We start from the raw sequence: 21,770 nt of genomic DNA on the forward strand, positions 1-21,770 counted from the left end.
ACTGTTTATTTCCTGCAGACAAAAATGCCTGCTTCTTTTGTCACATCGTATCCTTTGCCAGCTTTTTGTTTTACATAATCTCTGAACTCCTGGTATCTGCTCAAGATGTACTGATTCTGATTGCCATGGCAGGAAAGGATATATGCGATCAACGGTTCTGCATCCTGAATTTCCAGCTTATCTTTATATTCCTGCCACGAAATTTCATGAAAATATGGTTTCAAGATTTCTTTTCCGTTTTCTTTCCCAAATTTCTCATACAGATTGTCAGCTGACAGTACAATCCGATTGTCAAATCCTTTTGCCAGTTCACTTACTTCTTTCATATGTTTTTTTCCATAGGTACTGCATATGAATCTTCCGGATTTCTTTAATACTCTTGCCACTTCCCTGCAGGTCTGACTCAGATCTTCACAATAAAACAGCATATGATTGGCGATCACCAGATCAAAGGTTTCTGCCATAAAGGGAATCTTTTCTGCATCTAGGATTTCAAATTCGAATCTCTTATCCTTTTGACCGATGTTTCTTCTGGCATCTCTTAACATACCCTCGGACAGGTCAGAAAGTGTTATGCTGATGCTGTCTGGTATTTTCTGTATATTCTCTTTCCAGAGCATTCCGTTTCCACAACCGATTTCTAAAACCTTCAGTCCATTTTTCAATTCAAGATTTCGATAGATCCAGGGGAACCATCCCTCCTTATTTACCGAATATAATCGGTGCAGGCGGATTCGGGAAGCAATATTGGTGGCATTTTGATACTGCTTCTTTACCGCATTTTCCATTCCTGTAAGATGAATCAGTTCCAGCATTTTGTTCCAGTTTACCGTATGATACTCTCTGATCTCGCCGGAAGTATCTTCAATTGCCTTTTCAACCAGTTGCAATTGTTCGATCTTATCACGAACCAGTTTTAATTGTACTTCCAGCGAATCTGACAAAAAATGATAATCCATATCTCCGATAGTCATATTTTTGATATCATTCAGCGAAAAACCCAAAAACTTCAGCAGAAGTATCTGCTGAAGTCTTGTGAAATCCTCATCTGTATAAAAACGAGCTCCTGATTCATTTACAAAAGACGGTTTTAATATATCATGGCTGTCATAATATCTGATGGTACGCACGGTGACATGTGCCATACGGGCAAATTCTCCCGATGAATAAAATCCCTCTTTTTTCATTTATCTCTTACTCTCCAATCCCACTTTCCACCAGTTCTACCATCGCTTCAAGTGCCTTCTCTTCATCTTTTCCCTCACACACGATCTCAATGGTATCTCCAGACTTAATGCATGCACCAAGTACGCTCAGAACACTTTTCGCGTTTCCTTCCGTATCCCGGTAATGAAAAGTGATCTTACTTTCATATTCCAGTGCCATCTTGCAGAAAAGTCCTGCCGGTCTCAAATGCAATCCCGTCGGATTTTTGATCGTTACCTTTTTACTGATCATTTTCTCCTCCACTGCTCTTTGTCAATGTGATCTGTACATTGATCGTATCTTCAAGTTCAATTCCGTCAGGAAGTGTAACCTGGATCGGAACATTATAGGTTCCCTCTGTCTTGCAATCGTTCAGATTGATTGACACGCTTCCTTTTTCAAGAGTAAAATCATCCAGATCCTCTTTCGAACCACGCACAACAATTTCCAGATTGCCCTGTTCGGCATATGACACCTTGTAATCCTTTGGTGCATTCAGCAGCGCAATGGAATTGTATGGAAATTCGACTGTCTTAGTTCCGAATTTCTCTACCTGGATCTTTATAACGATCGGTACGCCTCCTGCGCTGTCCTGGTCTGTCTTTGCCCAGTACGGAAGATAATTGGCGATATCTACTGTCTTCTCTATTGTCTGGTCCAGACCATCTTCTGCCAGCTCTTCTGCCGGAATTTCAATAGAATCCACCGTTTCCAGCTGCTCCTCTGTGCCTACGATCTGAATGCTTTCCGGCTGGATACTGATTCCGCTGAAATGATATCCGCTCGCAGTACCAATCAGTGAAGTATCAAATTCTACCGGAATGCTCTTTGTCTGAAGCATGATAATTTTTACCTTCAGTCCTTCGTCTCCCAGGTTATTCTCAATCTGTGTTGAATCTATGATCTTTCCATTGTTATCATAAAGGATCAGCTCTGCTTCTTTTTCCTCATCTTTGGACTGTCCGGAAACATCTACAAGTGCTACCACCTTATCGATCGAATCGATTACTGATTCCGGTCCGCTGATCTTGATCTTCTCCGGATTTGCTTTCAGCTCACCTACCTGATATCCGTCTCTCGGTGTTCCCGAGCTGGTTGCAGTGATCGGGAAAGTCTCTGATTTTCCAAGTTCAATGCTTACTCGCAGATTGATCGGGTTGGCAGTCGCCTCAAACCTTCCGGCATAAGAAGGGATCGATATATCGATCGGGATCAGGGATCTGGTTCTGACATCCAGATTCTTCATATCCGCTGTTGCCCTGATATCATCGGTTTTAATTTTATTTAAAATAGAACGTTTTGCCTTTACCGTTACGGATACCGTCCTGCTGTCATCCAGAATCTGATATGTATTGCCCGGATTTGTTACGATTTCCGGGTGTGTCACTGTCACCTGGATTCCGGAAAATGTCCGTTCATCCACCGGATCTTCAATATTCATAACAATTATCCATAAAAGGACAGAGAATACAAATGCCAGCAACTTAAGACCCCAGTTTTTAGTCAACGCCCTTTTCATGCGATCTCCATCCTTTCCATATTTTTTTCAAACGTCCGATCTCCGCACTCTTCTTACTGATAGATTCCAGACGTTTTTTCAGATATTCCGGTGTAACATTGCGCACAAGCTGTCCGCCCATCGCTACAGATACATACCCGGTCTCTTCTGATACGGTGACGATCAGAGCATCACTCACCTCACTCATTCCGACTGCTGCACGATGTCTGGTCCCCAGTTCCTTACTGATTCCCATATTGTCCGACAGTGGAAGATAGCAGGTCGCTGATACGATCCTGTCTCCACGGACGATGATCGCGCCATCATGAAGTGGTGTATTGTGTTCAAAAATATTGATCAGTATCTGCGGTGATACAATACAGTCCAGTGCGATTCCGGTACTCTCGTATTCTGTCAGCATGATTGCCTGCTCTACGACGATAAGAGCTCCTGTCTTCACGGCTCCCATCGCAAAGGATGCTTCTACGATTCCATCGATCGTTTTCTGACTGAAACGTACATTATCTTTTCCTCTTTTATCCAGTGCTACCATATTAGGAACAAACTGTTTTTCCCCCAGTTTTTCCAATGCTCTTCTGAGCTCAGGCTGGAAAATGATCACAACTGCGGTTGCCATGACCGGAAGTGAATTCTGTGCAATCCACAAAATCGTATACATTTTAAAAAATGCAGCCACCAGGATAAACAATGCAACAGCCAGAATCCCCCGCAAAAGCATCCAGGCTTTTGTATTCTTTATCCAGAGAATAATCTGATAGAATAAAAATGTAATAATCAGTATCTCAACAGCATCTACTACCCGGATCTGCGGGAAGTACCACGATTCTGATACAAATCTTTTTAAAACCTGTGTTAATACTGTATTCAACAGTGTACCCCCTTTCTATCCGTTATTTATACCCCTGTTTTTTATAATATTTCCCTATTTGTTATCGCTATTCAGTTCATTTTCCACAATACTCTGAATGTCCAATTCTTCCTTCAGGCTCTGTGCAAGAAGGATTTCATCTGTATTGCCTCCAACTCTTGTCGGCCGCTGAACTGCCGGACTCTTTGGACGTTTTACCTTAGAAGCCGTCTTTTTTTTGCGTACTGCCGGTTTTTCCATCTGCCCGCTCTTCGGTCTCGGTCTTCTCTCCGGCTCTGCTCCTGCAATCTCACCAGTCTCTTTCCGCTCATTGATATGTTTGACCGTCTTCTCCGGAGCTGTCACCGAAATCTTAGGGATGGCTTTTACATAATAGTAATATTCATCATCTTCAAACTGAAGGCGTTCTGTTCTGGAATAATCCACTGAGAACAGGAAAAATTCCATGATAAAGCCTATCACGACTGCTGCAATATTTCCAATGATCAGCATGTTGTAAGAGGTATGTATATCGAATGCAATATCTCCGATCACAATTACAACAATATTCACAACTGCACCGGATGCTGCTGCGATCTTCCACGCATGATCTACCGAAAGCCGGCGCACTGTATATACCACAAAAATAGAGATAATAAATGCGATCGCAGTGATCCACAGAGTCTTATCCTGAAATACCGCCTTCACAAAAAGCGAAATCTGCCTGGTAATTCCATCCGCACTGGTGATCGCTGTTGCCGAAGTTCTCACGCATTCGATCATATAGTAAATGATCGTTCCAAATACAACCGGTACTGCTGAAATCGGTCCAAGTACAAGCGCACAGGCAACCGGCACTACATACGGAATATGAAGCATAAATGCTACTGGTGTGACCAGCAGAAGAAGTGCCTTTTTTGGAGTAAATCTGCAGTAAAAGATAAACATTACCACAAAGATCAGTGCCGCCGCTGCTGCCACTCCCATAGACAGTTTGAACAGATGCACGATTACAAGTCCTGCCGCCACATATGCCGTTACAACCGGTGGAAGAAAGGTGCAGATCACTGCCAGCGCCACCGCTACAACCGGGGTTGCCACCGCTTTCATCAGTCCGATATTCTGGTTAATCATAAGAAATGTGACCAGTGCCAGAATAAACTGCACAGCTTTATCAATATAGATTGATTTCGTCGCGTATAATTCCTGTAATTTGTCTCTCCATACTATCAGATCATTCATTATCGTTTCTCCCTTTCATACATTCTGTTCAGTCTTGTAAGATCGTGATTGAATTGTTTCACACGCTTTCTTGCTTTTTCATGTTTGGTTCCGTAAAAATGGGAAGCAACGATTCCATAAAAAATAACAAGTACCAGATATCCAATTATTACAGCTGCCGCAAGCATCACAAGAAACTGCATATTCAGATTTTCCATCAGTTCATCCAGAAAAGCAATCACTCCGATTCCCACTGCAACAGCATAGCCGACCGTTACCCATATGATCGTAGCAATGGTGTGAAAGCTCCGGTAATCTTTTTTATAATAGGAACTGATCTTAAAATCTTCCTCTCCCTGTTTGCTTTCGTACATCGCCATCCTTGTCATCAGCTTAACTTTGCTTTCATTTAACATTTTGTCACCTCATACGTTTTATTCGTATATGCATTACTTTCAGTATAACAAATATCAGATTCCTTGTCCAATACTTACCGTCAAAAAGTATACATTTTCGGCTCCTGCCTTTTTCAGCACTCTCGCCGCCTCGTCTAAGGTACTTCCTGTCGTATAAATGTCGTCGATCAGAACAATATTTTCTCCTTTTACATTTTTCTGCACTGTAAATGCTCCCCTGATATTTCGTTTTCTCCCTTTATCGCCCAGATCTTTCTGAGGAATGGTCGCCTTAATCCTCTTAACAGCGCCTGCCTCCATGGCAATTTCGGTGTTTTCTGATAATACTTTTGCTACAATTTCCGCCTGATTAAATCCCCGCTTTCTTTTTCGCCGGGAATGCAGCGGAACCGGCACGATCAATGTGATCTTTCTTTCCCATAGATAAGAAAGAAAATGCTCTGCCATTTCTTTTCCGAACGTCTGTCCGTAAATCCTCCGGTTCTGATATTTCATTGCATAAACTGCATTTTCCACTGCATCTTTATGCACCCAGAGGCTTCTGCCATCGACAAAAAAATGCTTCTGTCTGGTGCAGTCATAGCAATATTCTTCTGCCGGATCTGTCAAGGGCTTTCCACAGCACATGCATCTTACTTCACCAATATAAGGAAGTTTTTCACGGCACGCCTTGCAGATTCCATTGTGTTCCGTAGAATGTTTCTTTCCTGCACTTACAATTTCTCCGCAAAACGGACATTTCGCGGGATAAATTAGTTCCAGAATTGTTTCTTTGACCTTTTTTAAGTTTTCCATTCGCTTTTCGGATTTGATTTTCTACATTTTAGTGTAACTATCCGCAGAATTCCCGGATCCGTTCTGCCAGACTGGTATTCCGGTTGTGTTCATTGGTATTCCGGATCATCTCCTGGAAGGTCTGGTCACTCCCAACAATTGTCACACATTTTCTGGCTCTTGTGATCGCCGTATAAAGAAGATTCCTGTGAAACAGCTGTCTCGGTCCGCTCAGAAGCGGGATGACAACCGCCGGATATTCGCTTCCCTGCGACTTGTGAATGGTGATCGCATAGGCGAGCTCCAGTTCTTCCAGCAATTCAAACGGATACTTTACCTTTCTTTTTTCATCGTATTCGACTTCCAGTGTTTCAGTATATGTATTGATCTCGGTGACAATTCCCATATCACCATTGAAAATCCCCATCCCTTTATCCACCGTCAGTCCATACTTGGTTGTGATCTCCCATTCAAGCTGATAGTTATTCTTGATCTGCATCACCTTGTCGCCCACGCGGAATTTGTGATCGCCATATTCTTTTTCCGCTTTTCCCGGCTCCGATGGATTCAAATACTGCTGCAAAATACTGTTCAGCCTTTCCACTCCCAGCAGTCCTTTCCGCATCGGTGTGAGTACCTGGATATCATATGGTTTTGCATTGACATATTTGGGAAGCTTCTTCTGGATCAGCGTCAGCAGAACGCTGATGATCACATTCGGATCCTGCCTTTTTAAAAAGAAGAAATCCCGGCTCTTATTATCCAGAAGGACCGGTTCTCCACGGTTGATCTTATGTGCATTTACCACAATATCGCTCTCCTGTGCCTGTCGGAAAATCCGGGTCAGCATGACAACCGGAAAACATTCCGATGCGATGAGATCCTTCAAAATACTTCCTGGTCCTACTGATGGAAGCTGGTTACAGTCCCCTACCAGGATCAGCCTAGTCCCCGGTACAATTGCGGTAAGAAGTGCATTCATCAGAGGCAGGTCTACCATAGACATCTCATCGATGATGATCACGTCGGTTTCCAGTGGATTGTCTGCATTTCTTGCAAAACCGTTCCGGTTCGGGTTCTCATCCTCTTCCGGATTACCGTTCACCTCCAGAAGCCGGTGGATCGTCTGCGCTTCCCATCCGGTTGCCTCTGTCATTCTTTTTGCAGCGCGCCCTGTTGGTGCTGCCAGCATAATTTCCATATTTTCACTGTGAAAATATTCGATCATGGCATTGATCGTCGTCGTTTTTCCGGTTCCAGGTCCTCCTGTTAGAATCATAATTCCATTCCGCACAGCCGCCATGACCGCATTTTCCTGCTTCTCGTCAAGCTGCATTTCGGCTTCTTTTTCAATCTGATGAATCTTTTTTTTGATCACTACATTGGCTTCCTCATATTCCAGATTCAGATCATGTAACATTTTCGCGGTATTGAGTTCCAGATAATAGAAGTGGGACACGTATACCCGCAGACCTTCTTCAGATTCTTTGAGTACGATCTTCTTTTCCATCGACAGATCCATCAGATATTTCTCAATATCCTTGATCTCCACTTCCAGAAGTGCGGATGCCCGGCGAAGCAACACGTCCTTTGTCAGATAGACATGCCCTTCGGCGACACTCTGCTGCAAAGTATAAAAAATACCACTCCGGATACGGAAATCCGAGTCTGAATGGATGCCGATCTTCGTTGCGATTTCGTCAGCGATCTTAAATCCAATCCCCTGAATCTGATCTGCAAGCTGGTATGGATTTCCTTCCAGTACCTGATAGGTCTTCGGACCGTAAAACTGATAAATCTTTGCTGCAAGTGTCGTCGAAATTCCAAATTTCTGAAGATAGATCATTGCCTTCCGCATATCTTTTTTCTCTTCTACCTGTACAGCGATCTCTCTTGCCATACGTTCGCTGATCCCACGCACCTCCGCAAGTCTTTCCGGTTCTTCTTCGATGATCCGGAAGGTATCTTCCCTGAATTTTTTCACAATCCTGCCGGCAAGAGATGCACCGACACCTTTGATCGCCCCTGATCCCAGATAGCGTTCGATCGAAAGCAGATCTTCCGGCGCTTTGATCTCATAACTCAGCACTCGGAGCTGTGTTCCGTATACACTGTGAACCACATATTCTCCGTTCACCTCGACCAGCTCTCCCTCTGATAAATAGTTAAAGTTTCCGACACAGGTCAGATCGCCATCGTCATTATTCAAATTAAATACGGTATATCCATTGTCTTCATTGCGAAATACAATGTGTTCTACGTAACCTTTTACTGTTTCCATACTTTTTTCCTTTTTAAAAAGGCTGTCTCTCTACAGAAACAGCCTTCTCATGTGCTTATCACTAGAAATCTTTTTTTCCGTTCATAAACTCCACATACTGACCGGTACCGATTGCAACAACCTTCATCGGGTCTTCCGCCGTCATCGTATTGATGCCTGTCCTTTCTTCAATCAGTTCTTCCAGCCCGCGAAGCAGCGCGCCTCCACCTGTCAGTACAATTCCTCGATCCAGAATATCCGCGGAAAGTTCCGGCGGTGTTCTCTCCAGAACTCCAATGACCGCTTCGACGATCTGACTTGTAGTCTCATGCAGTGCTTCTTCGGTCTCAGAAGCCGTTACCGTGACCGTCTTTGGTAATCCTGTTACCAGGTTCCGCCCCCTTACTTCCATTGATTCATCTTCTACAAGAGGATATGTCGTTCCGATCTTGATCTTGATATCTTCTGCTGTCCTGTCTCCGATCAGCAGATTGTGCTTCTTCCGGACATAACGGACGATTGCTTCATCAAAATCATCACCTGCAACTTTTAATGATGTATTCACAACAGTTCCTCCAAGGGAAATCACCGCAATGTCGGATGTACCACCACCGATATCCACGATCATGTTGCCGCATGGTTTTGAAATATCTATTCCAGCGCCGATTGCCGCTGCAACCGGTTCCTCAATCAAATGTACTTCCCGCGCACCGGCTGCAAAAGCAGCCTCTTCTACCGCCTTTTTTTCAACCTCTGTAACACCGCTTGGCACACAGATACTGATATTCGGCTTCTTAAATGTACGCTTTCCCAGTGCTTTCTGAACAAAATATTTGATCATTTTTTCTGTGACAATGTAATCGGAAATAACGCCCTGTCTGAGAGGTCTTACCGCAACAATATTCCCTGGTGTCCTTCCAAGCATCAGCCTTGCTTCTTCACCGATTGCTTTTATCATATTGGTATCTCTGTCAAAGGCAACGACTGAAGGTTCTTTCAGTACAACTCCCTTTCCTTTCACATAAACGAGGATACTTGCTGTTCCTAAATCAATTCCTAAATCTATTGACATCACGATTCCCCTTTCACATACTCACCTTATTATAATCAAATCTTTAATAAATAGGAAGTCTTTTTTTCAAGTTCAGGATTTTTTAAGATTTCTGTATCATTTTCTGTCCAGCATCATTTTGATGTATTTTCCTGTATATGAATTCGGGTTTTCTGCCACTTCTTCCGGTGTACCGCACGCAACAACCGTGCCCCCCTTGTCACCGCCTTCCGGTCCGATATCGATAATATAATCTGCTGTCTTGATCACATCCAGGTTATGTTCGATCACGATAACCGTATTGCCATCTGCCGCGAGTCTGCGCAGGATTTCCGTCAACTTGTGCACATCTGCAAAATGAAGTCCGGTTGTCGGTTCGTCCAGAATGTACACTGTCTTCCCAGTGCTTCTCCGGCTCAGTTCAGTTGCAAGCTTGATCCGCTGTGCTTCACCGCCGGAAAGGGTTGTAGACGGCTGGCCAAGACGAATATAAGAAAGTCCTACATCGTAAAGAGTCTCCATTTTTCTGCGGATACTCGGAACATTTTCAAAGAAATGAAGCGCCTCTTCTACCGTCATATTCAGAACATCATAAATGCTTTTTCCTTTATATTTTACCTCCAGTGTCTCACGGTTGTAGCGCTTCCCGCCGCATACCTCACACGGCACATATACATCCGGAAGGAAATGCATCTCGATCTTGATGATTCCATCTCCGCTACACGCTTCACAGCGTCCGCCCTTGACGTTAAAGCTGAATCTTCCTTTTTTATAGCCTTTCGCCTTCGCATCCGCGGTTGCCGCAAACAGATCCCGGATCAGGTCGAATACTCCGGTATATGTCGCCGGATTGGATCTTGGCGTCCTTCCGATTGGAGACTGGTCAATGTCGATCACTTTGTCCAGCATTTCCAGTCCTTCAATCCGCTTATGCTTTCCAGGAATCACACGGGCACGGTTTAGCTTTTTCGCCATACTCTTGTAAAGGATTTCATTCACCAGCGAACTCTTACCGGAACCTGATACGCCGGTTACACAGGTCATCACGCCAAGTGGGAACTTCACGTCAATATTTTTCAGGTTGTTCTCTGCTGCACCTACAACTTTGATCCAGCCGGTCGGAACTGCGCGGGTTTCCGGAACCGGGATCTTGATCTTTCCGCTTAAATATGCACCTGTGATCGACCGTTCTACTTTCATGATCTCCTGTGCCGTTCCCTGGGCAACCAGTTCTCCACCGTGTTCTCCGGCTCCCGGTCCAATATCGATTACCTGGTCTGCCGCAAACATGGTATCTTCATCATGCTCAACCACGATCAGTGTATTTCCAAGATCACGGAGATGCTTGAGTGTTGCGAGAAGTTTGTCATTATCTCTCTGGTGCAGACCGATACTTGGCTCATCCAGAATATAAGCCACACCCACAAGACCGGAACCGATCTGCGTCGCAAGCCGGATTCTCTGTGCTTCTCCACCGGAAAGAGTTCCTGTTGCACGGGCAAGTGTCAGATATTCCAGACCCACATCCAGAAGGAACTGCAGGCGCGCTTTGATCTCTTTTAATATCTGTCCGCCGATCATCTGCTGCGTCTTCGTCAGTTCCAGATTACTGATAAACCGCTGAAGCCGTTCAATCGACATTGCTGTTACTTCTGAAATATTTTTATCTCCGACCGTTACCGCAAGTGCGCCCTTTTTCAGTCGCTGTCCGCCACATTCTCGGCAAGGTGTGATCTGCATAAAACTCTCATATTCTGCTTTCATAGTCTCCGATCCCGTTTCACGGTATCTTCGCTCCACATTCCGGATCAGTCCGTCAAATGCAACGTCATAGATCCCTTCCCCGCGTTGTCCTTTATAATAGACCTTGACTTCTTTTCCATTAGTCCCACGAAGTAAAACATCCTGGATTTCTTTCGGATACTGTTCAAACGGCGTATCCAGGTCAAAATGATATTCCTTGCAGAGTGCTTCCAGAATCGCGTGAGTAAAACTGCTCTTATCGGTACAGGACTGCCATCCTGTCACCACGATTGCTCCTTCATTGATGCTGAGTGATTTGTCCGGAATCATCAGATCTTCATCAAACTCCATTTTATATCCGAGTCCGAAACATACCGGGCAGGCACCAAATGGATTGTTAAACGAAAAGCTTCTCGGCTCGATCTCATCAATACTGATTCCGCAGTCCGGGCAGGCAAAATTCTGGCTGAAATTCAGCGGTTCCCCTCCGATCACATCCACAACCAGAAGCCCCTCCGCAAGACTTAATACACTTTCTATGGAATCTGCAAGTCTTTTTTCAATCCCCGGTCTGACAACCAGACGGTCTACAACAATCTCAATATTATGTTTTATATTCTTGTCCAATGAGATTTCTTCGGAAAGCTCATACATATTTCCGTCAATCCTTACACGGACATAACCGCTTTTCTTTGCTCCGTCCAGAAGCTTGACATGGGTTCCTTTTCTCCCCCGCACAACCGGTGCCATCAGCTGGATCTTTGTTCCTTCCGGAAGTGCCATGATCTGATCGGTCATCTCATCTGCCGTCTGCTTCTTGATCTCTCTTCCACACTTCGGACAATGCGGAATCCCGATTCTTGCATACAGCAGTCGAAAATAATCGTAAATCTCCGTCACGGTTCCGACTGTGGATCTCGGATTGCGGTTCGTAGACTTCTGGTCGATGGAAATCGCCGGTGAAAGCCCTTCAATACTTTCTACATTCGGCTTCTCCATCTGCCCAAGGAACTGCCTTGCGTAAGAAGACAGAGATTCCATATATCGTCTTTGTCCCTCTGCATAAATTGTATCAAATGCAAGGGATGATTTGCCGGAACCACTGAGACCGGTCAGTACTACCAGTTTGTTTCTCGGAATATCTACATCAAGATTCTTCAGATTGTGCTCGTTCGCACCTCTGATCTTTATCAGTTCTTTCTTTTCTTCAGCCATCTGTTCTTCCTCTTCTATCTCTTCGCTTTACTCCATCTCATTCAAATGCTTTTTCAGCTCGATCAGCTTATCACGCAGCTCTGCTGCCGCCTCGAAATTCAGCTCTGCTGCCGCTTTCTTCATCTGCTTTTCCAGCTTCTTGATCAACTTCTCCAGCTCTGCCGCACTCATGGATTCCGGATCTTTTTCCAGCTTCATCTCTTCTGCTGCAACCTTCTTTGAAATACTGATCAGATCACGCACCGACTTCTTGATCGTCTGTGGCGTGATTCCATGTTCTTCATTGTATTTCATCTGAATCTCACGACGGCGCATCGTCTCATCAATCGCCATCCGCATCGAATCCGTCATGTTATCCGCATACATGATAACATGCCCCTCTGCATTTCTCGCCGCACGGCCAATGGTCTGGATCAGTGAAGTTTCCGAACGCAGAAAACCTTCTTTGTCCGCATCCAGAATCGCTACCAGTGTGATCTCCGGAATATCCAGACCTTCTCGAAGCAGGTTAATTCCAACCAGTACATCAAATACATCCAAACGCATATCCCGGATGATCTCTGTCCTTTCCAGAGTATCAATATCCGAATGTAAATATTTCACACGAATGCCAAGCTCCCGCATATAATCGGTCAGATCTTCCGCCATACGCTTTGTCAGCGTTGTGATCAGTACCTTATTCTTCTTCGCTGTTTCTTTATTTACCTCACTGATCAGATCATCAATCTGTCCTTCGATCGGACGCACTTCTACTTCCGGATCCAGAAGACCTGTCGGTCGGATTACCTGCTCTGCCCGCAGCAGTTCATGAGACTCCTCATACTCTCCCGGTGTCGCCGATACAAACAGTACCTGGTCAATCTTACTTTCAAATTCCCCAAAGCTGAGCGGTCTGTTATCCTTTGCCGACGGCAGACGGAATCCATAATCCACCAGTGTTGTCTTTCTCGACTGATCGCCGTGATACATGGCTCCAATCTGTGGAATCGTCTTATGCGACTCGTCGATCATGATCAGAAAATCATCCGGAAAATAGTCAATCAATGTACATGGCGGCTCCCCTGCTTTCTGCCCGGTCAGATGCCTCGAATAGTTTTCAATTCCGGAACAAAATCCTGTCTCTCGCATCATTTCTATATCAAAATTCGTTCTCTCAGAAATACGCTGTGCTTCCAGAAGCTTATCTTCCCCTTTAAAATAACGAATCTGCTGCTCCAGTTCTTCTTCAATCTCCCCGATGGCACGCTCCATATTCTCCTTGGACACTACATAATGAGATGCCGGGAAAATTGCCACATGCCCGATCACATTCAACACTTCACCGGTCAATGTATCAATCTCTGTTATTCTGTCTATCTCATCACCGAAAAATTCAACTCTGTATGCAATTTTTTCCGAATACGCCGGGAAAATCTCAACCACATCTCCTCGTACCCGGAACGTTCCACGCTTGAAATCCATATCATTGCGGTCATACTGGATCTCAACCAACTTCTTCAGGACTTCATCCCTGTCTTTGATCATGCCCGGTCTAAGTGAAATCACCATCTCCTTGTAATCAATCGGCGAACCCAGTCCGTAAATGCAGGACACACTTGCCACAATGATGACATCATTCCGCTCAGAAAGCGCTGCTGTCGCAGAGTGGCGGAGCTTGTCGATCTCATCGTTGATGGCAGAGTCCTTGGCAATGTAAGTGTCGGATGACGGAACATAAGCTTCCGGCTGGTAGTAGTCGTAGTAGGAGACAAAATATTCCACTGCGTTATTCGGAAAGAACTCTTTGAATTCCCCATACAGCTGCGCTGCCAGTGTTTTATTGTGTGCAATAATTAATGTCGGTTTGTTCATCTGTTGAATAACATTCGCCATGGTAAATGTCTTACCAGATCCAGTAACGCCAAGCAACGTCTGACACTGGTTTCCTTCTTTGAAACCTTCGACCAGCTCTTTAATTGCCTGCGGCTGGTCTCCGGTTGGTTTATATTCTGATACTAATTCAAAATGATCCATATGATTTCTCCTGATTGAATCTAATTTATTTTGGAATGTAGTAATATTATTTCTAGTATTGTTACTTGTCTAGTATATCATTCAATATAAAAAAAGTACAGAACAAAACCGAATGTTTGTTCTGTACTTTTTTATTTTCTAAATTCCATTATTCTTCCAAATTTCTTCAATAATCCAACCAATATTACATGTGATCTGCCTATGAATTTAATCCGTTTCTTATTTAATTAATTTAAAATTATAATCCGGAATCAATAATACACATGTACTCAATACCCATATAAATCCTTTTTCAAAATTTCTGCTGACTTCATTTTGAACATTCAGTATCTCAGATAAATTTATCTGTTCAAATTGCTTTCTAAGCTCATTTTCATTTGCATCTTCCTTTTGAATTCTAGCTGCCTTGCGAATATTATGACATACAATCTCTTGTAAAACTTTTCTCATATACTCCCAATATGTCCGATTCTCACATGTATATCCGATTTTTGTAATCCAATCTTTTAATTGATATTTTAATGTCTTTTTCTTCTTCTCATCTCCTACAATACACAATATTTCTTCCAATTCTTTTTCTAACTCATTCGCAGAAAGCTTCAATATTGCATCACAACATCCATTTCTTTTTTCAACATCACTTACCCGATATCTATCTCCTGCAAGTAAATCATCAATTCTATGTGGCAACTCAACCGCCTTTTCAATAACACTTTCTGCCCTTACTAGGATTTTATACTTGTCTCCCGGCTGCAATGATACCAAAATTTTTCGATTTATATACTCTTCATCTGGTATAGATTTTAAATGCAAATATGATTCAATCATTGGATAATTCAGATACAATTTCCCCATATCAGTCGAATCCGCAAAGCAATGCTGCATTTCTAAAATCTTTTCTTCAGAAAATGCCGGATCATGCCGTTCATAATCAAATACAAGAATAATATTGGTAAAATCATTTCTATAATAGATTGTCTCCGGATGTTCCTTTTTACTGATTACAAACGGTAAATCAACATCCATTTCATCTTTTGCCCAATCATTTCCGTATTCTTTTACAATATCCTCATATAACTTATAAATGTTCGTACCGTAAATCCATACATCATTTATATCAATGTTCATTTCTGGAAAACATTTAAAAATAAGCCAAAATAATTCATCCTTTTCATGTTTTCCTTCTACAACCAGTAAGCTCCGGCTACGCCGCCTTGTCTCTACTGCGTAATTATTCATATTTTTCAAACTCCCCACTGATATACATCTTTTCAAGATTGTGACCTTCTCTCAGCTCCCGTTGAGTCGCATTACAAAGAGCTGTTAATGTTCCCTTTCTTGATAAAATAAACAGGCAATCCGGTCTCATAATTCTATTTGTCATCAAGTTCGTATTATGCGATGTCATAATCATTTGGCATTTTGGATACTTCTGTTTAAAGAAACGAATCACATTTTCTGCCATTTCATAATGGTAAAACGCATCAAATTCATCTAAATAGATCAAAGACGCATCCCATACTTTCGGAACCAGTCTCCGATATAACTCTGCTAATGCCAATGTACCACTTGATGCATTTTCATAAAATGGAACTAATTGTTCATGTGAAAAATACAGTTCTCTTTGTCCGTCTGGTAATTTTTTTAATACCAATTTACATTCAATACCCATTGCATTTAAAAAATCTTCAAAATCCTTCAGATGTTCCGGATTTTCCAGACTCTCATAAAAACCTTGATTCAGTCTTCCAAAGCGATACTGCATCCCATTTCCTACTGTAATCATCATCATTCTTCTAACATAATTCGATAACCGGATAAGAGCTGAATCATTTTTCAAAGCCACATTACTAATCAGCCATCTCAAAAATGGAAGTTTTGGTTCACTGATTTCATCATCTTCTCCAACTTCCAGAGATTGTAAATAGCGCTCTATATTGGCAGTTTCTGCATCAATATAATCTAAATTATCAAAATTGTATTCTCGCAAACCAAAATTACATTTAAAAATGCTTTTTCCATTTACGGATAATTCTTCTTCACGTAATTCCTGATTTGATAATCTCGAATATTTGTAACTTAATTCTGTATCTTCAAATATGAATTCATATTGAAACATTGCTGCATCTTCTTTGGAATCCGCGTTGAGTAAAATTCCATTACTCGCATATCTTGTTCCGCCAAACATTGTTGAACCAATATCAAGAATTGCTCTTCCAAGGTTCGTCTTACCAGTCGCATTACATCCATAAATCAACATTTTGCCGATGATACCATCTGAAAGACAATCTGTATTAAACTGATAGCCTGCAATATTTTCAAAATCTATCGTAATTTCATCTTTAAAATTTTTGTAATTCTTTAACATGAATTTTTTAAGCATATCTTATACCATCCTCTCAAAAAATTATTAACGTATAATTCTATGCTTACAGTATAACCAATTTTCACTCTGTTCGCAACAACATGCCGTAAAAAAATTACGGCATGTTGTGACATGGTTTCAATTTTTTATTTTTCATTTTACTTCTGGTTCTTGTTTTTGTATGAATTCTTGCACACTTGTAAGCAATATCGGAATCAACACCACCATAATCATATGTGATATTATCATTTCTTGCACTGCCCAGTTTCTCGTAATAGATAAAATAGGATAAATATCTCCATATCCCGACGAAAAGAAAGACACAAAACTAAAATAAATATATTTTTCATTATTGGCACTACCCATATTATCTTCATTTAAAGCAATATTTAAATCTGGTTCTATAATGCCTATTTTTCCGTTTTCATTTTGTATCATAATGTCTAACGGACACAATTTTTCTTTATCTTATTCATCATAATTCCCATTTACACTCCACGTTTTTCCATCAATTTTTTTCTCTATTTTCTTTCTATGTAAAGAGACATTTTCACCTTGCATTTCAAGTAAATTCATTTGAAACGCAAAATATACGTTATTATGATATGCCACATACAAATTAGCATATACACTAATTACAACCCCCACTATAATTACATATTCTAAACATACACATATTACAAATTTTTACAGTATATCATTCAGAGTAAAAAAAGTACAGAACAGGCGAATGTTTGTTCTGTACTTTATACGTTTTCTATATTATTTATTCAAAAAACTATTTCTGAATATTTTTCTTTTTTCCCTTTTCCAGCTCTGTATCTGGATTGAAGTCTTCTGATAGATATTTTGAATTTTCTTTAATTGATTTCACCAGTTCTCTGAATGCCGTTATCTTTTCATCCTCGTTCATTTCAGTATTCCTTTTGTTCTTCAAGCTGTTCCAGACAATATTTTTCTGCCAGAATTATAAATTCATCTGCAACTGAAATCTGCCGTTCTGATTCTTCTTTACTTGCAATATAAAAATCATCATAATCGCTGGCATGGCGAATCTCTTCTGCCTGACCGATTTTCCTTCCCATTTCCCTTGGAAACACAGACGTCTTCACATAATCCTTATTGAAGTTTGCCACAGCATCTTTATGTCTTTTATATGCTTTACCGCTGACAGCATGTACTGCATTAATTGCATGAAAGATGGAATAGTACGCTCTGTTATTAGCTCCTTTATAATCTTCAATAAAAAATAATGCTCTTGCTGATTTCAGATCATTTCGGGCTGTTTCCCGACGATATAACACCAGATCCCGCCTAGTACCGATTCCTGATTATGCTGCTCCATACAAAACTACCCCTTCTTTATGGATATTGGAATAAAATGGATAGTTCACAATCCACTTGTTAAAATGTGCTTCACTTTTTGCAATAGGCTTTATGTCCGTGTCATGATCCATATTAAAGTCATAGGTCATGTACGAGAGCTGTTGTGCATATGCCTTTAATTCCAGATCTGATATATCCACCAGGATCATAATGTCTACATCAGAATCCGGGCGGAAGTCCCCCCTTGCATAAGAACCATAAAGGATTATCTGACGTACATGGGAACCATAAATCTTCTTGACCGCTTCCACATACTGTTTAATTAAATCCTGCATAATCTTTGGCATACATCATCACCTCATTTTCTGCTGATAATACTATAAATTTCTTGATTTTATTATAACCAGTTTACCCTCGTTTCTCAATCAATATTTTCCATGTAACAATGTTACTGCTTTCTTCGACGAATTTTGTTCACCGTTATGGTATACATCTTGTTCTATATTTTTACTGAAATCAAAAAAAGCAGAGCCTGCTCCACTCAGACTCTGCCTCTCACTTTTTTCTTTTTATACTGCCGCTATTCTTCTACTTCTCTCTCATAAACGATCTCACCGCCAAGAACTGTCATATCCACTTTCGTGGCCTTAATCTCATCCGGGTCGATCTCATAGATATTCTTCTCGAGAACTACGAAGTCCGCATTTTTTCCCACTTCGATGGTTCCGTTTTCGTCTTCTGTATAGGAAGCGTAAGCTGCGTTTTTTGTAAAAAGCTTCACCGCTTCGTCTACGGATATTTTTTCGGATGGGATCCAGCCTTCCTGTGGCTGACCGCTGATATTTTTGCGGGTAACTGCAAAATAAATATTCTCCATTGCATCAAAGCTTACCACAGGAGCATCCGAGCCGCCGGACGTATGGATTCCCATATCCAGCATACTCTTCCATGCATACACCTTATCCATACGTTGTGCGCCGATGGCAGGTTCCACTGTGTTCATATCCAGATCGATAAATACCGGCTGGATATATGCCAGCAGATCCTGGTCTTTCATCCCCTGCAAAATACGCGGATTGGTGATCTGGCAATGCACGATACCATGTCTGCCCTTTTTGTTATCCTTCCGGTAAGGAGATTTCGCAGCTGCCTCAATGACCATATCCATGGCACGATCGCCTATACAGTGTACCGCCGCCTGCATCTGATGCCGGTCAAAAAAAGCAAACAGATCGTCAAGCTCATCCTGACTGAATGTGATGATCCCGGTATTTTCCGGCGAATCCTCGTAAGGCTCATTCATGGCCGCTGTTCTTGCACCAAGGGAACCATCCTGGATCAGCTTCATCGGTCCAACAGTAAAGTGATCTCCCCTCTGCCCGGTACGATATCCTTCCTCGATAAAAGCCTTCGCATCCTCCGCCCGCTCAAAAAGGCACTGCTCATAATGGCGGATACTCAGCTCTCCTCTGGCATCCAGTGCCTTGTAGGAGGCCATGATCCGACGCCAGTTTTTTCCCGGAAGGGAGGCAAGATCATCGGACTGTACACCTGTAAATCCACATTCATTCAGCTTCTTCGCACTGTATCTGATGTAGCCTTCCACTTCTTCCTGGGATGGTGCTTCCAATACGGAAGAATAAAACTGTACTGCATTCTCCTTCAGAAGTCCGGTATCCAGATCAACCTCCTTCTCAATCTCCGGAAACTCCGGGATTTTTTTCAGAAGCTCCAGACCACAGCTGTTGCACACAGCCACATGCCCGCAGACACGCACCATAATGATGGGGATTTCCGTTGAGAGTGCATCCAGCTCATCCTTATGCGGATAGCGCGGCTTATCAAAATGCTCCTCATTCCAGCCTCTGCAGTAGAGCCAGGTCAGCTTCTGACCTTTACTCTCCTCCAGTCTTTTTTTTGCTGCAGCAAGCATTTCCTCAACACTTGTGCAGTCAAACAGTTTCACAGATCTTTCCACAAATGCATAATGCAACATATGCATATGTGTATCCACAAAACCGGGCAGCATCAGCCTTCCCTTAAGGTCAATCCGTTTTTTGCAGGAAAAAGCTTCCGCTTCTTTATCAGTTCCCACAAAAACGATCCGGCCATTTTCGATTCCCACAGCCTCTGCCACTTTTTCACTGTTATCCAGTGTTCTTATACATCCGTTAAAAAAAATCGTATCCACTGTTTATTTTTCCTCTTTTTCTTTTTTATCCTCGTAGAAAAGTGCCATATCCTTGTCTACTTTTCCGATTCCCATGTAACGCGCCTTATAATCCTTCAGCAGTTTAAAGAAGGTACCACTTAAGATAAATAATGTGGCAACATTTACAAATGTAGGGAATACGGTTGTAAAGTCTGCAATTACCCACAGCTGTGCCGGTGTTCCGTTTCCGTAAAGAGTAAGCACTGTGACCAGAAGACCCCATAATGGCGTTCCAAGGATAAAAACCTTCTCTGCGATCTTCAGAACCTTCTGATTGTTTTTCAGCCAGTGCTTCAGGATCACGCTGTAATAGGTGAACCATCCGGTTGATGTTGTCAGTCCGAAAAGAAAAATACTGATCGCGATCAGTGCTCTCGCAACAGAGCCCATTCCAGACTCAAATGCTGTCAGTGTCAGCTCTGATCCCTGAAGTCCTGAATTCCAGTAGCCTGTGGTGATAACAACAAGACCTGTCATGGAGCAGACTACGATGGTGTCTGCAAATACCTCAAATGCTCCCATCAGTCCCTGTTTTACAGGATGGTCTGTTTTTGCGGAAGCATGGATCATAGGTGAGGTTCCCCAGCCTGCCTCGTTGCTGTATACAGAACGGGCAAATCCAAGACGCATAGCTGTTGCAACACCGGCTCCCATAAATCCGCCGACTGCTGCCTGTGTTGTAAATGCACCCTTGAAGATCAGTCCAAAGGTTTCCGGCAGCTTGTCAAAATTCACTACCAGTATTGCAAGAGATCCTACAATGTAAAGCATGCACATGATCGGTGTCATATAGGAAGAGATCACACCGACTTTCTTTACACCGCCAATGATGATCAGGTAGATCGCTGCCACATACAGAAGTGACGGCACGATGTACGGCAGGTGGAAGGTACTACCGACAGCCTCTGATACTGTATAATTCTGTAAGGTGATGAACCATGTCATAAAAATACAGCCGCCGAACAGTACTGCAAAAAGTTTCCAGAAGGGAAGCTTTTTCTCTCCGCCAAGACCCTTCTGCATGTAGTAGGTCGGGCCTCCCTGGTACTCACCGTTTGGCTGTTTTTCTCTGTAGTACACAGCAAGTGTTACCTCTGCCATCTTGATGACCATAGCAAGAAGCGCCGCGATCCAGAGCCAGAATAATGCACCAGGTCCTCCTGTTGCAATGGCTGTTGCAACACCGGACATGTTGGATACTCCAACAGTACCGCCGATCGCAATAGAAATAGCCTGGAACGGTGTCAGGCTCTTTCCGTCGTCTCCGCCTTCCTGACGGCGTTCTTTACTGAACATATTTTTCACAATGTAACCAAAATGGCGGAACTGGAAGAAACCGGAACGTACTGTCAGATATACGCCTGTAGCGAGAATCGTGATCAGCAGCGGCAGTCCCCAGAGCCAATTGGTCAGATTTTCAAATAATTCAAACATCTTTTCCTCTCCTATCCTTTTTATTGTTTTTCTTTTGCATACATTCGGAAAATCCGCATACAGAATATAAAAAATCCCCAGAACATGAAGTCAGATACGGATACCCGGTGTTCTCGACATACAGCTCTTCTGCCATATATCTGCGAGCCCCGTTTCTGCCCTCTTTAT

At 42.6% G+C, this 21,770-nt stretch carries 19 protein-coding genes; all 19 read right to left on the reverse strand.

The window, feature by feature from the left end:
* Window positions 1-5: 5 nt before the first annotated feature.
* The 19 genes from G4407_RS02535 to G4407_RS02620 all read right to left on the reverse strand — a co-directional run bounded on the left by G4407_RS02535 (window position 6) and on the right by G4407_RS02620 (window position 21,602).
* Window positions 6-1,187 carry a MerR family transcriptional regulator gene (locus tag G4407_RS02535; RefSeq protein ID WP_055157323.1) on the reverse strand — a complete coding sequence of 394 codons (1,182 nt, stop codon included), beginning with the start codon at window positions 1,185-1,187 and terminating at the stop codon, window positions 6-8.
* A 7-nt stretch (window positions 1,188-1,194) separates the two neighbouring features.
* Complete coding sequence (locus G4407_RS02540) at window positions 1,195-1,458, reverse strand: HPr family phosphocarrier protein (protein WP_008374578.1); 264 nt, start codon at window positions 1,456-1,458, stop codon at window positions 1,195-1,197.
* On the reverse strand, window positions 1,448-2,647 hold the full coding sequence (locus G4407_RS02545) for a CdaR family protein (protein WP_173687622.1): 1,200 nt from the start codon (window positions 2,645-2,647) through the stop codon (window positions 1,448-1,450). The genes G4407_RS02540 and G4407_RS02545 overlap by 11 nt, the downstream gene beginning before the upstream one ends.
* Window positions 2,648-2,705: 58 nt before the next feature.
* A complete protein-coding gene (cdaA, locus tag G4407_RS02550) occupies window positions 2,706-3,593 on the reverse strand; it encodes a diadenylate cyclase CdaA (protein WP_173687623.1) in 888 nt (295 codons plus the stop codon).
* 54 nt (window positions 3,594-3,647) lie between these two features.
* A complete protein-coding gene (locus G4407_RS02555) occupies window positions 3,648-4,814 on the reverse strand; it encodes a hypothetical protein (RefSeq protein ID WP_173687624.1) in 1,167 nt (388 codons plus the stop codon).
* The gene (locus G4407_RS02560; RefSeq protein ID WP_173687625.1) at window positions 4,814-5,209 is read right to left on the reverse strand and encodes a hypothetical protein; all 396 of its coding nucleotides are present in this window, start codon (window positions 5,207-5,209) and stop codon (window positions 4,814-4,816) included. The genes G4407_RS02555 and G4407_RS02560 overlap by 1 nt, the downstream gene beginning before the upstream one ends.
* A 54-nt stretch (window positions 5,210-5,263) precedes the next feature.
* Window positions 5,264-6,004 carry a ComF family protein gene (locus G4407_RS02565; RefSeq protein ID WP_173687626.1) on the reverse strand — a complete coding sequence of 247 codons (741 nt, stop codon included), beginning with the start codon at window positions 6,002-6,004 and terminating at the stop codon, window positions 5,264-5,266.
* Window positions 6,005-6,041: 37 nt separating this feature from the next.
* Window positions 6,042-8,264, reverse strand: coding sequence for an SF1B family DNA helicase RecD2 (gene recD2, locus G4407_RS02570; protein ID WP_173687627.1), 2,223 nt, complete (start codon window positions 8,262-8,264; stop codon window positions 6,042-6,044).
* A gap of 61 nt (window positions 8,265-8,325) precedes the next feature.
* Window positions 8,326-9,315 carry a rod shape-determining protein gene (gene mreB, locus G4407_RS02575; protein ID WP_055157310.1) on the reverse strand — a complete coding sequence of 330 codons (990 nt, stop codon included), beginning with the start codon at window positions 9,313-9,315 and terminating at the stop codon, window positions 8,326-8,328.
* A gap of 96 nt (window positions 9,316-9,411) precedes the next feature.
* Complete coding sequence (uvrA, locus tag G4407_RS02580) at window positions 9,412-12,252, reverse strand: excinuclease ABC subunit UvrA (protein ID WP_173687628.1); 2,841 nt, start codon at window positions 12,250-12,252, stop codon at window positions 9,412-9,414.
* Between the two features lie 27 nt (window positions 12,253-12,279).
* The gene (gene uvrB, locus G4407_RS02585; RefSeq protein WP_173687629.1) at window positions 12,280-14,265 is read right to left on the reverse strand and encodes an excinuclease ABC subunit UvrB; all 1,986 of its coding nucleotides are present in this window, start codon (window positions 14,263-14,265) and stop codon (window positions 12,280-12,282) included.
* A 219-nt stretch (window positions 14,266-14,484) separates the two neighbouring features.
* Window positions 14,485-15,504 (reverse strand): hypothetical protein, encoded by a 1,020-nt coding sequence (locus tag G4407_RS02590; protein ID WP_173687630.1) that lies wholly within the window; start codon window positions 15,502-15,504, stop codon window positions 14,485-14,487.
* The gene (locus G4407_RS02595; RefSeq protein ID WP_173687631.1) at window positions 15,497-16,648 is read right to left on the reverse strand and encodes an AAA family ATPase; all 1,152 of its coding nucleotides are present in this window, start codon (window positions 16,646-16,648) and stop codon (window positions 15,497-15,499) included. The genes G4407_RS02590 and G4407_RS02595 overlap by 8 nt, the downstream gene beginning before the upstream one ends.
* A 135-nt stretch (window positions 16,649-16,783) precedes the next feature.
* Window positions 16,784-17,068: an ion channel gene (locus G4407_RS16475; RefSeq protein WP_243259154.1), complete on the reverse strand. Its 285-nt coding sequence runs from the start codon at window positions 17,066-17,068 to the stop codon at window positions 16,784-16,786.
* A 340-nt stretch (window positions 17,069-17,408) separates the two neighbouring features.
* Complete coding sequence (locus G4407_RS16675) at window positions 17,409-17,543, reverse strand: hypothetical protein (RefSeq protein WP_270223125.1); 135 nt, start codon at window positions 17,541-17,543, stop codon at window positions 17,409-17,411.
* Between the two features lies 1 nt (window position 17,544).
* Complete coding sequence (locus G4407_RS02605; RefSeq protein ID WP_330585933.1) at window positions 17,545-17,934, reverse strand: HEPN domain-containing protein; 390 nt, start codon at window positions 17,932-17,934, stop codon at window positions 17,545-17,547.
* Between the two features lie 27 nt (window positions 17,935-17,961).
* Window positions 17,962-18,303, reverse strand: coding sequence for a nucleotidyltransferase domain-containing protein (locus tag G4407_RS02610; RefSeq protein WP_117557014.1), 342 nt, complete (start codon window positions 18,301-18,303; stop codon window positions 17,962-17,964).
* 233 nt (window positions 18,304-18,536) lie between these two features.
* Window positions 18,537-20,147, reverse strand: a complete 1,611-nt coding sequence (locus G4407_RS02615; RefSeq protein ID WP_066559186.1) for an amidohydrolase — start codon at window positions 20,145-20,147, stop codon at window positions 18,537-18,539.
* A gap of 3 nt (window positions 20,148-20,150) precedes the next feature.
* A complete protein-coding gene (locus G4407_RS02620; protein WP_055157245.1) occupies window positions 20,151-21,602 on the reverse strand; it encodes an alanine/glycine:cation symporter family protein in 1,452 nt (483 codons plus the stop codon).
* Window positions 21,603-21,770: the final 168 nt, after the last annotated feature.

It is taken from the genome of Allocoprococcus comes, from assembly GCF_013300725.1.
GTDB lineage: Bacteria > Bacillota > Clostridia > Lachnospirales > Lachnospiraceae > Allocoprococcus > Allocoprococcus comes_A.